This window comes from Ensifer sp. BR816 (genome assembly GCF_000378985.1).
Taxonomy (GTDB): Bacteria; Pseudomonadota; Alphaproteobacteria; order Rhizobiales; family Rhizobiaceae; genus Sinorhizobium.
The window spans coordinates 269293-282983 of sequence record NZ_KB905371.1 but is presented as its reverse complement, the minus strand read 5'-3'; the positions used below and the strand labels follow the sequence as shown (position 1 = coordinate 282983).

General features: G+C 59.3%; 13 protein-coding genes and 4 pseudogenes. 13 read left to right on the top strand and 4 right to left on the bottom strand.

Translation table 11 applies throughout. The annotated features are described in order from the left end of the window. Nucleotides 1–33: 33 nt before the first annotated feature. On the bottom strand, nt 34–396 hold the full coding sequence (locus tag RHIBR816_RS36745) for an arginine deiminase family protein (RefSeq protein WP_371259079.1): 363 nt from the start codon (nt 394–396) through the stop codon (nt 34–36). A gap of 5 nt (nt 397–401) precedes the next feature. Between RHIBR816_RS36745 and RHIBR816_RS38715 the strand changes: the two genes are divergently transcribed. Beyond that, the gene (locus RHIBR816_RS38715; RefSeq protein ID WP_018240470.1) at nt 402–833 is read left to right on the top strand and encodes a hypothetical protein; all 432 of its coding nucleotides are present in this window, start codon (nt 402–404) and stop codon (nt 831–833) included. Further along, complete coding sequence (locus RHIBR816_RS38710) at nt 802–1236, top strand: transposase (protein ID WP_245262778.1); 435 nt, start codon at nt 802–804, stop codon at nt 1234–1236. Before RHIBR816_RS38715 ends, RHIBR816_RS38710 begins: the two co-directional genes overlap by 32 nt. Before the next feature lie 212 nt (nt 1237–1448). On the opposite strand, the gene RHIBR816_RS0130945 is transcribed toward RHIBR816_RS38710, so the two are convergent. Then, a complete protein-coding gene (locus RHIBR816_RS0130945) occupies nt 1449–2486 on the bottom strand; it encodes an IS110 family transposase (RefSeq protein WP_018240468.1) in 1038 nt (345 codons plus the stop codon). 116 nt (nt 2487–2602) lie between these two features. Between RHIBR816_RS0130945 and RHIBR816_RS37770 the strand changes: the two are divergent. Beyond that, nucleotides 2603–2785 (top strand): annotated as a pseudogene (locus tag RHIBR816_RS37770) (IS630 family transposase); the annotation flags it as partial. Here the strand turns inward: RHIBR816_RS37770 and RHIBR816_RS36735 are convergent. Then, nucleotides 2752–3294, bottom strand: coding sequence for an arginine deiminase family protein (locus RHIBR816_RS36735; RefSeq protein WP_256375061.1), 543 nt, complete (start codon nt 3292–3294; stop codon nt 2752–2754). The pseudogene RHIBR816_RS37770 and the gene RHIBR816_RS36735 sit on opposite strands and share 34 nt — an antisense overlap. Before the next feature lie 104 nt (nt 3295–3398). Next, nucleotides 3399–3560 (bottom strand): annotated as a pseudogene (locus RHIBR816_RS38930) (arginine deiminase); the annotation flags it as partial. Nucleotides 3561–4783: 1223 nt separating this feature from the next. On the opposite strand from RHIBR816_RS38930, the gene RHIBR816_RS0130925 reads away from it, so the two are divergent. The 10 genes and pseudogenes from RHIBR816_RS0130925 (at nt 4784) to RHIBR816_RS38705 (ending at nt 13608) form a co-directional block, all read left to right on the top strand. After that, the gene (locus RHIBR816_RS0130925) at nt 4784–5887 is read left to right on the top strand and encodes an IS110-like element ISSfr2 family transposase (RefSeq protein WP_018240464.1); all 1104 of its coding nucleotides are present in this window, start codon (nt 4784–4786) and stop codon (nt 5885–5887) included. A 545-nt stretch (nt 5888–6432) separates the two neighbouring features. Next, a pseudogene (locus RHIBR816_RS34880) lies at nt 6433–6958 on the top strand (transposase); the annotation flags it as partial. 218 nt (nt 6959–7176) lie between these two features. After that, entirely contained in the window at nt 7177–7884 is a 708-nt protein-coding gene (locus RHIBR816_RS0130915; RefSeq protein WP_018240462.1) for a class I SAM-dependent methyltransferase, read from the top strand. Between the two features lie 224 nt (nt 7885–8108). Then, on the top strand, nt 8109–8336 hold the full coding sequence (locus tag RHIBR816_RS0130910; RefSeq protein WP_018240461.1) for a hypothetical protein: 228 nt from the start codon (nt 8109–8111) through the stop codon (nt 8334–8336). 532 nt (nt 8337–8868) lie between these two features. After that, on the top strand, nt 8869–9201 hold the full coding sequence (locus RHIBR816_RS36730; RefSeq protein ID WP_245262777.1) for a LysR family transcriptional regulator: 333 nt from the start codon (nt 8869–8871) through the stop codon (nt 9199–9201). A 668-nt stretch (nt 9202–9869) separates the two neighbouring features. Further along, a pseudogene (locus tag RHIBR816_RS34870) lies at nt 9870–10706 on the top strand (beta-ketoacyl-ACP synthase III); the annotation flags it as partial. A gap of 261 nt (nt 10707–10967) precedes the next feature. Continuing rightward, a complete protein-coding gene (locus tag RHIBR816_RS0130875) occupies nt 10968–11321 on the top strand; it encodes a transposase (RefSeq protein WP_157628282.1) in 354 nt (117 codons plus the stop codon). Continuing rightward, nucleotides 11318–11665, top strand: a complete 348-nt coding sequence (gene tnpB / locus RHIBR816_RS0130870) for an IS66 family insertion sequence element accessory protein TnpB (RefSeq protein ID WP_018240454.1) — start codon at nt 11318–11320, stop codon at nt 11663–11665. The genes RHIBR816_RS0130875 and tnpB overlap by 4 nt, the downstream gene beginning before the upstream one ends. A 72-nt stretch (nt 11666–11737) precedes the next feature. Further along, nucleotides 11738–13303, top strand: coding sequence for an IS66 family transposase (locus RHIBR816_RS0130865; RefSeq protein WP_034817459.1), 1566 nt, complete (start codon nt 11738–11740; stop codon nt 13301–13303). Further along, nucleotides 13303–13608, top strand: coding sequence for a hypothetical protein (locus RHIBR816_RS38705; RefSeq protein WP_018240452.1), 306 nt, complete (start codon nt 13303–13305; stop codon nt 13606–13608). The genes RHIBR816_RS0130865 and RHIBR816_RS38705 overlap by 1 nt, the downstream gene beginning before the upstream one ends. Nucleotides 13609–13691 lie beyond the last annotated feature (83 nt).

The window sequence follows — 13691 nt, the reverse complement described above, 5'->3', positions numbered from 1 at the left end:
TGTGCCTCGCGGGTCGTGTCATAGTGCCTTTGGTCAGATCGGATCGCGCACCAGTGGGCAAGTCATACAGTGTCCGCCTCCACGGCCACGGCTGAGTGCCGCACCGTCGACCGTGATCACCTCCACGCCGGCGCGCCTCAACAGCGTGTTCGTGTATACGTTTCGCTCGTAAGCAATCACAACGCCCGGCTCGACGGCGATCACATTATTAGCGGCGTCCCATTGCTCCCGCTCGGCCGCGAAGCTATCACCACCGGTCGCGACAGTACGGAGAGCTTTCAACCCCAGCGCCTCGGCCACTACTGATAAGAAAGGTCTAGAGCGGCGGATGTTCTGACTGAATCGCCGGGGATTCCGGTTTCGGCGATTTCGTGATTCACTTCGGGTGGAGGTGATTTGCGATGACCAAGGCCTATTCCCTTGATCTGCGCGAGCGGATAGCGCGATTTGTTGATGGTGGTCGGTCGCGACATGCGGCGGCCGCCCAGTTTGGTGTCTCGGTTTCCTTCGTGGTGAAGCTGATGGCGGTCTGGCGTGCAACCGGCAGCCTGGCCCCGAAGCCGGAAGGCGGCTGGCGCTATTCCAAGCTTGATCCGCACCGGGATTTCCTGATGCGACGCGTGCGCGAGAAGGACGACATCACCATGCCCGAGCTTGCCGCTGAACTGGCCGAGCGCGGCACGGTGGTGGCGCCCTCGTCGATCTCGCGCTGGCTGATCCGCAACGGCTATCGCTTCAAAAAAAACGCTGCTGGCCAGCGAACAGGATCGACCGGACATCGCAAAGGCGCGCGAAGAATGGGTGGCGAAGCGCCAGCCGAGGATGCGGCTTGAACCGCACAGGCTCGTCTTCCTCGATGAGACCGGCACAACGACAAAGATGATCCGTCTGCGGGGCCGCTGCCTGAAGGGCCAGCGTCTGCGCTCCAAGGCGCCGTTCGGGCACTGGAAGACACAGACCTTCATCGCCGGGCTCAGGTGTTATGGGCTGACCGCCCCCTTCGTCGTCGATCGGCCGATGAACCGGCGCATCTTCGAGACCTATGTCGAGACCCAGCTCGCCCCGACGCTGTCACCGGGCGATGTCGTCATCCTCGACAATCTCGCCGCCCACAAGAGCCCGAGGGCCGAAGCGGCCATCCGGGCGCGGGGTGCATGGATGTTGTTCCTGCCGCCCTTCTCTATTCGGCGTGTTGAGGTCAAGCACTTTCGAGCAATCTACTCTGCCGACTTCTGATGTCTTTCGCGGGCTCTTGCTTCTCTCCGGGATCGGCGCGCCTCGGCCCTCCCAATATGGGGTTAGAAGGACAAGACGGAACAATCTACAGCGCGTCCTGATCGCAATGTGCGGTCGGAACCAGGGCGGCAACGAACTCATCTCATCCATCGTCCCGCGAAGGACGTCCTTCCGCCGGCTGGCGGAATGCTAAACTCCTTGCCCAATATCGTTCAAGCAACTGCCGGCAGACTTTCCCTCGTCCAGCGGAATTCGGTCCCATTGCTCCACATGCGATGCATGATCACTGCCAGTCGCCGAGACAACGCGACGACGGCTTTCTGACAACCCCGTCGTTTGGCGACATTCATTGCCCAGGCTTTCAACCAGGACCATTTCGTCACACGCGTCAGCAGGCATTGGGCGGCTTCATAGAGGAGCGTGCGCATCATGCCGTCGCCGCAGAGTGAGACGCGGCCGACGCGACGACTTTCGCCAGACTGATTGAGTACCGGCGTCAGACCCAATGCTGGACCAACAGCTTTCGAGTTGCTGAAGCGGGCCGGAACATCGATTGTGGCCCTGAAGGCCAGAGAGACGACAGGTCCCACGCCGGGGATCGTCATCAAGCGCTGGCAGACCTCGTCACCCCGGACGATCGACAGCAGCTTCCGGTGGAGTTTCACGAACTCTTCGCGCAGTTTCCGCCGGGCGGCCAGCAACGGCTCGATGATGTCGCGGATCTCGGGCACGTCCTCGACGAGTTCGCGAATTCGTTCTTCAAACTTGACTGCACCGACGGCGCCGACCTTGAGTCCAAAGTTGCGCAACAAACCGCGGATGTCATTCTCGAAGGCGACCGCTTTCTCCTGGAGCAACTTGCGGGCGCTCAAAAGGACACGGCGCTTCTGGCTCGTCAGCGTCTTGACGTGCACCGGCCGGAACAGATTGACCCGCATCATCTGCGCAATGCCGCGGGCATCATTGCGGTCGCTCTTGTTGACCTGCGCCTTGAGAAACGCCTTCGTGTGCCGGGTCTCAATGCAGATCGTCGGCAAGCCGGCTTCCGCCAGTCCGCTGAACAGCCATTGCGACAGTGGTCCAGCCTCAAGCCCTACGCGCGTCAGCTGCCAGGCTGGGTCCTGCAGGACCCGGATAAGGTCATCCGGGTGGCTTGGGACTTTCACTTCACGGCAAATCTTGCCGACTTCGTCGATGATGCATACTGACGTCTCTTTCACCGAAACGTCCAACCCGGCATAATACTTCATGCTGCGCTTCCTTTCCTGATGCTTGTGGCTGTTCTCAACAGACCACGTCTATCATCAACTCGAAGCGCAGCGCCTCTACCACACGAAGCCTTGAAGAGAGGCGCTAAGCCGAATACCCCATCTACAGCCCCGATCTCAACCCGATCGAAATGGCATTCGCAAAGCTCAAGGCACACCTGCGAGCTCGCGCCGTCCGCACCATCGACGGCCTCTGGCAAGCAATCGGCGACATCTGCTCCCTCTTCTCAACAACCGAGTGCAGAAACTACTTCAAAGCAGCAGGATATGAACACACATGAATGCACGTTGCTCTAGTCTCCTTAGTGACATCGAGCACACCCTCAGCATTGCTCGGTCGCAGCGAAAACGTCTGCAGCAGCTCAACGACCTGCGGGTAGATCGTCACGAGGTCGCGGTCGCAAAAAGTGAAGACTGTGTCAAGATGCATAAAGCTGCGATCTCGCGGCATCAGCGCTGCCATGACGCGGGTCACTTCGCCCGTCGTGAACAAGCGACGCGCCAGAGCCTCCACTGCCCGCGGTGTGGTTCGTTCGCCCATTCCAATCAGCACAACACCGCCGCCGATCGGCATCACATCTCCGCCCTCGAGACTTGAAGCGGGGTCTGTTCCATTGGGCAACAGGTAAGTGAAGCTCGCCTCGCGAAACCGGGGATGGAATCGGTAGACCGCCTCGACATTCGCAGCTTCAGGCTGTCTCGCGGGCCAATACATGGCGTTGACAGAGACGCCGTTATAGATCCAACAGGAGCTGTCACGTGTGAAAAGCTGGTTCGGTAATGGCGGCAGGGCGAAATCATCCGGCGCCAGCGTTTCAGGCTGCGCGGTTCGAACGGGATTTCCGCAGCCAAAATCCCGCTCACCAGACAGGCCGCGAGTTGATCAGGAGAAATCTCCTCGAGCCAGCCCCGCATTTCATCGACCATGTCTTGCCCGACAGCGGAAGGACTCACACGCCGGTCGAGTAGCCAACGTCGCGCTTCCGGCAACGCCATCGTTGCAGGGTCAAACGAGTGAACCAACACGCCAAGGTCGCGCAGGGCCTCCACGAACATGTCGTGCTCTTGTCCGGCGCGCTCCACCCAAAGTACGTCGTCAAAAAGAAGGTCCTTACAGTTCCCCGGCGTGAGGCGGCGGAGGCTAGGGTCTGGCCGGTGCACCAGCACTTCTCGCAGCCGGGCGACCTCAGAATGCACACCTAACCTCATCATGGGAATTGCCCTGGGCGGGCCCGACGGCGCAGGTCCTCTCTCATTGTCGGCGAGGCAATCGCGCCAAGGGGGGCAGCCATGGTGAGCAAGGCGGGACCGAACGGGCGCTCACCACGCTCCCGCCCCCGCCGAGAGCTGGAAGAGGACGCCGCGTAGATTGAGGACAGTGCATATAAAGACGCAGGCGAAATGCACGCAGTCCGACGTGGCGGACGAACCGCAGGATAAGGATGCGCAGGCGCCGGAATTGGCGGTCGCGTGCATCTATTCGACGAATCGCGTGCGATTGAGGTTCTGAAGAAAATTCTCGGTATAGACATCGAAAGGCCCTGTTCGAAGTAACGTCGCTGCTTAATCAGCAAAAGTCATACCAATATAGAAAACCCTGCCGTTTCAATAGAATATCTTCATGCCTTCCGTCAGTGCCTGACCGTTGCGGACAAAATTTTGTCAGGCATCTGGCAATAGAGAAACCAATGGGGTCGCGAAAGGCACCGGTGTCTTGGGACAAAGTGGCAAGAGGAATATCTGCGGCTTGAGCCTTGCATCCGAATGTCTCCGAATTCAGGTGCAAGCAACGTCCGTCGCTGTTGCTATTTGCCCCCAGCGAACTGTGTGAACTCATGCGAAGCTTTGTAAGACCGTGTGTTCGCCTCCGTTGGTCAGAAGGCTCGCCCTACGCTGCGCGTGCGAGGGTTGCTCGGGCGGGCCGAGCCGATTCTCATCACAGGAGGACGAGCGGGGGCGGATTATAGAAGCATTTGTCGGAATCGAAGCGAGGAACGCCATCGCGATTGCGGAAGCTACCGGATGGGGAGGTTCGTTTCTTCGGCGAGGTCGACATTTCGGATATGAACATGCACCAAGTTATCCAGCGGATCCGCACCCAAACTCAATCGGGTCTATTTCTGCTACGGGGCCGGACCGACCGGCTATGGTGTCTATTGGCTAATCCGTTCGCTAGACTAAATGTTCGCCTGGGGCTGGGTGACCCGTCTCACAATATGCAGGTATCGAGGGTTGCGAGAGCGGTCCTCTCGTAGAGCCTCATGCATAGGAGACGGGCCATGGACGAGACTATCACATACGTCGGATTAGATGTTCACAAAGAAACGATTTCGGTGGCACTTGCCGATGGCGGTAAGCGCGGTGACGTGCGCGCGTTTGGCCAGATCGTAAACACACCAACGGCCTTGGCCCGCATGCTGGCGAAGCTTTCGCAGTCGGGGCGGACGCTGAAGTTTTGCTACGAAGCCGGACCTTGCGGCTACGGCATTCAGCGGCAACTGTCTGCCGCTGGCCATCACTGCGTCGTTGTCGCCCCGTCTTTGATCCCGCGAAAGCCAGGCGATCGCATCAAGACGGACCGCCGGGATGCCCACAATCTGGCAAGGCTTCATCGCGCTGGGGAGCTGAGCGCCGTCTGGATCCCCGATCCCGCCCATGAGGCAATGCGCGATCTGGTGCGGGCACGCCTGGCTGCCGTGCGCAGCCTGCGACAGGCACGCCAGCAACTCAGTGGGTTCCTGCTGCGCCATGGCTGCCATTATGGCCGTCCAGCCTGGACGCAGATGCACCGCCGCTGGCTGGCCGGTCTTCGCTTCGCGCAACCAGCCCACCACATTGTGCTTGAGGATCATATCGCGACGATCGAGGCTGCGACGGACCGGCGCGATCGGCTGACGAAGCAGATCGAGATCATGTTGAGCGATTGGTCATTGGCCCCAGTCGTCCAGGCGCTGCAATCGCTGCGCGGCATGGCTTTGGTGACCGCAGCAACGATGATTGCCGAATTGGGCGATATCAGTCGCTTTACCAATCCGCGTCAACTGATGGCCTATCTGGGGCTCGTACCATCGGAGCATTCGAGCGGCGCAACCCGACGTCAGGGCGGCATTACAAAAGCGGGGAACGGAACCGCACGCCGCATGTTGATCGAGGCGGCCTGGAGCTACCGGTTTCCCGCAAGGGTGAGTGGCGAGCAATTGCTGCGCCAGGAGCAGCTCCCAAAAGCGATCCGCGACACGGCATGGAAAGCGCAGGAGCGGCTGTGCAGCCGTTATCGCAAGCTGACGAAGGCCGGAAAGCCGGCAACGACCGTAACCACGGCGATTGCCCGTGAACTGTCGGGCTTTGTCTGGGCGATTGCATGCCAGGTCTCACCGCGTTGAACATCGCCAAATCTTAGGAAAGCAAAGAGGAGGAGGAACGAACCCATCAGAAGCCATGTGCACCTGGGCAAGGCTGGGGGCACGGTCACGGCAGGAGAACCCTCGTTTCCACTATCAGCCGGTTTAATTCCGACGCTGCCAACTAGACTGAGGAAGCTCCGCGACGCATCAGGTCCGGCGGTACTCAACCCGCGTATCAGAGCATGATCAACCGTCGTTCATTGACCGTGCCTCCTGCTTTCCCCAGGACGCACTCATGCGAAACACGACGTCCGAGAAAATCGGGCGGGAGAATTTCTATGCCTGCTGCTTGAAAAGGCGAACATGAGAGTGGATGGAATCTAACACTTGGTGCCCACGTTTGACGGCGGCGATGATTTTGTCGGGATCGGTTGTCCAGGTGGACATGGGTTGGATGCCAGCCTGCCCGACGGCATCGCAATTGCCAAGTTTCGCGGCGGCGCAGCAATGCGCCGCTGCTACCCGGCCAGTTGCATGGGCGGCGGCTGACGTAACTGTCGTGTTTCGCAAGAAGCTGTCGCGGACGCAGTTGGCGCAAGCTGCATCTGGCACTGGATGCCGACAACGGCGAGATCATTGCCCAACACTGCGATGTCTCAAGTTGATCCACTACTCGACCAGATTGGCGGTCCGATCGGACAGTTTACTGCCGACGGTGCCTATGATGGAAAGCCAACTTACGACGCAGACGTCAATCACAGCGCGGCTGTCGCCATCGTCATTCCCCCTCGCGTCAACGCCGTCGTATCGATCGACGATCGACCTTCCGACCAAAGGGACCAGCGGCGATACAAGTCCATCATCGGGCGGCGTTTGCGGGCACGATTGCTGTCCGTTCAGCAGACCGAAGTCGCCATCGGCTGCGCCGTCCTCAACGGCATGCTTGCCCGCGCGCAGGAATCGGTGACGTTGAATAACACCAGCCCGCTATACTGTCCTCCCTCAGCGGATGTGCGGAACTCCCATAACACTACCTGTGGGGGAGAGGGGGCGCGCCTGCCGCAGTCGCTGTCCCCGGAGGCGTCAGAGTATAGGGGTTTCAAGGCATAGCATCGGACATTCTGTCAGCCTTGTCGTGTCCGCGACACAGGCTTGTTTAGCCAATTCCCTATTTTGCCTCGGGCCAAACCGCTGAAACAGTTACCAAAAATTTTCTTCGCCTCGGTCGGGCAATTGGCACGAGTTTTGATGCCCTCGTTTGCGAATGGCAGCAAGTGCCGGACGGGAGCGCTGCCGATGATCATCTACCCCTACATAGAGGAACTGTTATGAACACCCTGGATCAGCAGACAGCACCGGAGCAAGCCGTACGAGAGCGCATCAAGGCGTCCCATGCCCTTGATGGCGACGCCGTTCGCTTGGCCCACTTATATCGCGGATGGGCGAGTACCTTCGATCTGGATCAAGCCCGCGTCGGGTACTGCGGGCCGATGATCGTAGCGGAACTGGCAGGCGCCGTGCAGACGGCCTATTTGGCCGGGCAGCGAAATGCCATCGCAATTCTAGACGCCGGCTGCGGAACAGGGCTGGTCGGTGTGGAACTGGAACGCCTCGGCTTCCGGTTGATTGACGGGTTCGATCTCTCCGAAGAGATGGCAGAAAAGGCCCGGCAAACCGGCGTATACCGCCATGCCCGAGGCGATGTCGACCTTAACGGGCGGCTCTCCGACTACTCCAGCGCGAGCTATGACCTAACCGTCTGCTGCGGCGTCCTCACGCTCGGACACGTCCGACCGGATGGGTTGCGCGAGTTGGCTCGCGTCACCCGCCCGAACGGATTCATCATTGCAAGCACCCGCAAGAGCTATGCGGAGACGACATTCTTTGAAGGCGAGGTGCGGCGTCTGCAGGATGAGGGCGTCCTTTTACTGGCTCAGTGTCTGAGCAACGGCAGATACCTCGCCGAGGAGGACGCGCACTACTGGGTTTTCCAGGTGCCCAAGAAGGCGTCAGCACCCACGGAGGGGCGGCCATGATGACGCTATCGCAAAACTCGCTGGGGGAAAACTTGCAGCCTATGCAAGGCGACACGAAGCGCGCACGCGCCTACGCATGCCGTGCCAGAGGTTCGCGTTCTTATAGATATTGAGCATAACACCACGGAAGTACCGCATCGCGCTAGCCAGGCTTTCCGACGATTATTCGTGCTGCCAGTCAAATAAGAAAATGCCAACTCTATCGTCATAACAAAGTTGCACTCATGCGCAAGGATCTCGTAGCCAAACTCGACGACATGCTGCGCGCGAAACGCGAAAGCTTTGACATGCTTCCGGTGGTTGACATCGCGCTGCTTCTCGATGGCAGCAATAAGCAGAGGGTGGCGAAGGAGATACGTTGGGCGTTGTCGAACACTGGGTCCATGTATGTGAAAAACCGCTGTACGAGATTTTGTGGATTCGGTGTTCGAAGTGAGCCGTCGGTTTTTTGATCTGCCCATGTACCGGAGGATGATATTGGGAGCAGACAAGCACTTACGTGACACTGCCTGCGCTTCATTGCGGAGAGCTACAATGATTCGAATTTCTTGGGGAGCCAGTCGGCAAACAGGTGGATTTTCAGAAAGCCCCGTGGGCGAGACAAAACTGCAGGCACAGCGGCGACGGCAGTGCGGTCATCGACAACGGTTAGAGCTTCGAGCGCAAGCGACCGTTAAGCATCGGTGTCCCGAGCATCTGCCGCGCGAACGCGTGTCCGAAGCTGGACAAGAATGTCGGAAATCCGACGAGCCGGTCGGGCGGGCCGGCCGGTCGGTATGGACGACGCAGAATGGTGCGCCAACCAGCATGCAACTCGCATGGGTCACGACGGACGGCCGCAGTTCCGTCACGGAGCCCGGCGGTGACTGATTTCAGTCTTGCAACTTTAACGCTCGTAGACTGGCGGCAGTCCTTTATGGGCCGGAGGACGACGTGGATACCCGGTCGTTCGGTTCGCGCCTGCTGATCTGAGTGGAGTGTTCAATGGCCCATCCTTGTTATGATCTCCCGTTTCTCGCTGCCCTCGAGGTATTCGAGGCATCGGCACGCCATCTTTCGTTCGAGCTTGCAGCTTCCGAGCTGAACGTGACATCAGGAGAGATCAGGCGGCAGATCAAAGTCATTGAGCACGAGCTTGGTGCCCCGCTGTTTGCGAGGTTAGGAACCGGCGTAGTGCTTACCAGCGCTGGCAAAGACCTGTACACCGAGTTGGCAAGCATTTTTTCCAAGGTGTCCGATGTCGTCACGACCATTAAACGCGGCGGTCGTTCCCGGATGTCTCGATTGCCACCGATGTGTTCGCGTCGATCTGGCTGACGTGCTTCCCGCCAAGTTGGCTCATTGGGTCCGATTTTCGGCAGGCGGTTCGAACGACAGCCCGATCGCCGTGGACCAACGGGGTGCGAAGGTGTTGGCTCCCGCGCTTGCTGATCCCCAGCCGAACCTTTCGATCCCCCGCTGGAATGTTGTCGCGGACCAATCGCATCTAGGCAGCGATATGTCGGCCGTTCTTGAAGTCGGAGCCATCGCCGACTGCGGCAATATGGCCGTCGCCGTTTTGGGACCGACGCCCCTGATCCTGGCGAGCCGTTGGCAGACGGCGCTCTCTCGGAAGATGGCCGCAATCTTCTTGTCGAAGTAACGACCCTTGTCGTTCACCTGCGGTCAAGAAGGAGTAGCATGCCGATCATGTCGCGGGTCAGGTCCGTCAGTTCCACACGAGCGTCGGATATGATTTGCGGGATCAAGCGCTGAGGGCGGCTGGCTGTTTGTGCGAGTGCGACGCTTCGCTCAAGTAGCAAGCCCCGCATTTGAGAGATCGTTGCCACGCGATGGTTCACCAATCGCTGCCGGGCTCGATGTATGTCTTGCTGCCGTCCGGATTGATCCGGAACGAACCGCATGTTCGGCTGCTGAACGGCGGTTCAAATCGCTTCGGCATCGCGCCATCGTTCTTTGGCCGCCAGCGAAGGGGCGGACGTATTGCCGAGACGCTGAGCGGCCTCGCCGCCGAAGCCGGGAAAATGGCGCTCGAGATGCCGAGATCACCCGCGACGACATCGGTCTGACGCTGCTGGCCACCTCGACCCCGGACCACCTTCTGCCGCCTTCGGCGCCGCTGCTCGCCCATCGGCTGGGCCTTGAGAAATCCGGTGCGATCGATCTGGCCGGCGCCTGTTCAGGCTTTCTCTACGCGTTGACCCTTGCGGACGGCTTCGTCCGCGTCTACGGCCGCGCCGTGCTGGTGGTCGCCGCCAATATCCTCAGTCGCCGCATCAATCCTTCCGATAGGGCGAGCGCCGTGCTCTTTGCGGATGCTGCTGGCGCCGTCGTGCTTGCGCCGGGCTGGGACCGTCAATGCGGCCTTGTCTCAGCCGATCTCGTATCGGACGGTAGCGGTTATGATCTGATCCATATCCCAGCCGGCGGCAGCAACCGACCCTTCTCCGTTGAAGCCAGGGCCGGATTTCCTGATGACGATGCAGGACGGCCGCGAGGTCTTTTCGCGCGCCGTCGCGCTGATGACCAGGACCTCGGAACGAGCGCTGGAGCAGGCCGGGATTGCCGGCGCGAATATCGACCCGCTTCATTCCACATCAGGCCAATGCGCGTATGTTCGATGCCGTCTGCAGCAATCTCGGGATTGATCTGCGAAAGACAGTGCGCACGATTGAGACCTACGGCAATTCCTCCGCCGCAACCATCCCACTCTCGCTATCGATCGCAGACGGGGAGAGGCGTTTTGCCGAGAGCGAAACGCTTCTGTTCACGGCTGCCGGGCGGGCCTGACGGGCGGTGCTGTCGTCTACCGAATGCAGTGAACCGCAATCCTGAACAAGAGTACCAAAGTTGGTAAATATGTAGGCGCTAAGCTGCATATGAGTAACGGCCGCCAACTAATGGGCCGGCGAAAGCACTCGCTGGACTCCCTTACCCCAAGCCACAAACGTATGCATCATCACCGGCAGGTGAGCGTCCGGTGAGGGGATTTTGCTGAACGAGCCAGTTAGGCGATGTTCTGGCATTAGAACCAGCATTAGTGCTGACACTAATTTCAGATCTGAGAGGTTGGCATGGCTCGCATGGAGATCATTTCCGGCGTTGAGCGTAGGCGGCGGTGGTCGAAGGAAGCGAAGCTGGCGATATTGGCCGAAGCCGATCAACCGGGCGTCCGCATTGGTGATGTCGCTCGTCGCCATGACATTTATCCTGCGCAGATCCGTTTATGGCGGAAAACGCTTAGCCACTTCGATGTGTCGGCATCGTTCCTTCCGGTCCACCTGGTCAACGAAATAAGCCTCGGGCAGATGCCGGCGGCCGGCGGGGCGCCAGTGCTTATCAAGATCCAGCTACGAAATGGTCGCAGTTTGAAAGTTCCGGCGGACATTGAACGCAAGACGCTGTCATCGTTGATCGCGTGTGTTGAGGCTGCATGATCGGGCCGACAGGAAATGTGCGGGTCTACTTGGCTTGCGGGGTGACCGATATGCGGCGCGGTATCGATGGTCTGTCTGCTATGGTCGAGGCGGTGATCAAGGAAGCGCCGGGTTCCGGAGCGATCTTCGGGTTCCGTGGAAAGCGCGCCGACCGGATCAAGCTTCTATGGTGGGATGGCCAAGGATTCTGCCTATTCTACAAGATTCTCGAGCGCGGATACTTCCCTTGGCCGACGGCGAAAGATGGTGTTGCGCATCTGACGCAGGCTCAGTTGTCGATGCTTGTTGAAGGGATTGACTGGCGCCGACCAGCGTGGACTTCCGCCCCTGGCCGCACGGGTTAAAAGCTATATTTTACAGGGACATCCGGGGCAAACCGCTAGTGCTTTCGCTGCAAATCGGCTATGTTTTTGGGCATGAAAGCACCGCCGCTGGACAGTCAGGACGAGCTATTGGCATTGCGCGCGCTCGTCGCTGAACAGGCGGCGAAACTCAGCGCGCAAGAAGCCGAAGTCATCAAACGCGACTCGATCATCGGTCTTCTGCGCGCGCAGCTGGAACTGCTCCGACATCGGCAGCACGGCGCATCCTCGGAAAAGATCGATCGGAAGATTGAGCAATTCGAACTGATGCTCGAGGAGATCGAGGCCTCTCGCGCCGAGGCTGATGCTCGATCCGGAAAAGGCCTGCTGCCAGATCTGGATGATACCCCTGACAAGCCGAAACGCAGACCTCTGCCGGATGGCCTTCCGACTGAAGAGCGGGTGTACACAGCACCCTGCAGTTGCCCGACTTGTGGTGGCATGTCCTTCCTGAAGGCGGCCGACAAGGTGGTCCAGGTGATGGAGCATGTGCCGGCTTCTGTGAAGATCGTCCGGCATATCGAAAAGCGCATGGTCTGTAAGGACTGCGATACAACGGTATCGGGTGAGATGCCGAGCTTGCCGATCGAGCGAGGCAAACCTGGACCAGGACTGCTCGCACACATCATGGTCGCCAAATTTGACGATCATATCCCACTCTACCGTTTGTCCGAGATGTACGACCGGCTGGGGGTAGACATCTCCCGCTCCGTCATGGCGGACTGGGTCGGTCGCGTGTCAGTCCTGCTGGCCCCGCTCATCCTGCTGATCAGAGCCCATATCGCGGCCGTCGATCGAATACACACGGACGATACCCCGGTCGATGTCCTCGACCCAGGACGAGGAAAGACGAAAACCGGCAGGGTCTGGGTCTATGTCTTCGATGGCAGCGGCTATCAGGATCCCACGCCCGGAGCGATCGCCTATTACTATAGCCCCGACCGAAAGGGCGTGCATCCCGCTGAACACTTCGCTCACTTCCGCGGCGTAATGCATGCGGATGGGTATGCAGGCTATAGCAAGCTTTACGGCAACCAGATCATCGAAGCTGCCTGCATGGCGCATGTGCGCCGCAAGTTCCATGATGTGATCAAGCTCAAGCCATCTCCGATCGCCGACGAGGCTCTGTCGCGCATCGGTGCACTCTACGATATCGAGGATCGTATCCGCGGCATGTCGGCTGACGAGAGGCGAATACTGCGCCAGCAACACGCCAGACCCATTCTGGCGGACCTCAAGGCCTGGATTGAAACGACCCTTTCGACGCTGCCGCAGAAACAGAAGCTTGCAGAAGCGATGCGATACGCTCTCTCGCGATGGGCAGCTTTGAGCGTCTACGTTGACGATGGCCGTGTCGAAATCGATAACAACATAGCTGAGCGCGCCATGAGGCCACTCGGAATTGGAAGAAAAAATTGGCTCTTTGCCGGCTCAGACAAGGGCGGCGAGCGCATCGCCAATATCCTGACCATCATCGAGACAGCGAAACTCCATGGCCACAATCCAGAGGCCTATCTGACAGACGTCCTGACCAGGATCCAGAGCCATCCGAAGGATCGACTTGAGGAACTGCTCCCGTGGCAGTGGACTCCGGAAAAAGACCGATACGAGGCTGCGTGATGGCACGCTCAAGGGTCATCTATACCCTCAAAGAGGTCGCTGAGATGATCGGCGAGAACCTCGAGTTGATCGAAGAGGTGACCGCCAACTCGGATAATATCAGCGAGGGCGAGTTGCTTTATGTCCGCGACGGCAGCGAATACGGCACAAAGGGCCTGACCGAGAACGGCGTGGACGAGCTCCAAAATCTTCTCGCCGACATACGGACATGGGATGGTGGAATCCGCCAGTTTCTCGTCGATGAACAATGCGATCCGGATTTGGTCGAACGCGTTATGGCAGACGAAATGAAACGCGGCCTATAATCTCGGCCTCTCGACCAAGCGAAATGCCTTCGCCGGACGCTCACACCGGCAGCGGCACCGCCGCACTAATGATCGCACTTTCG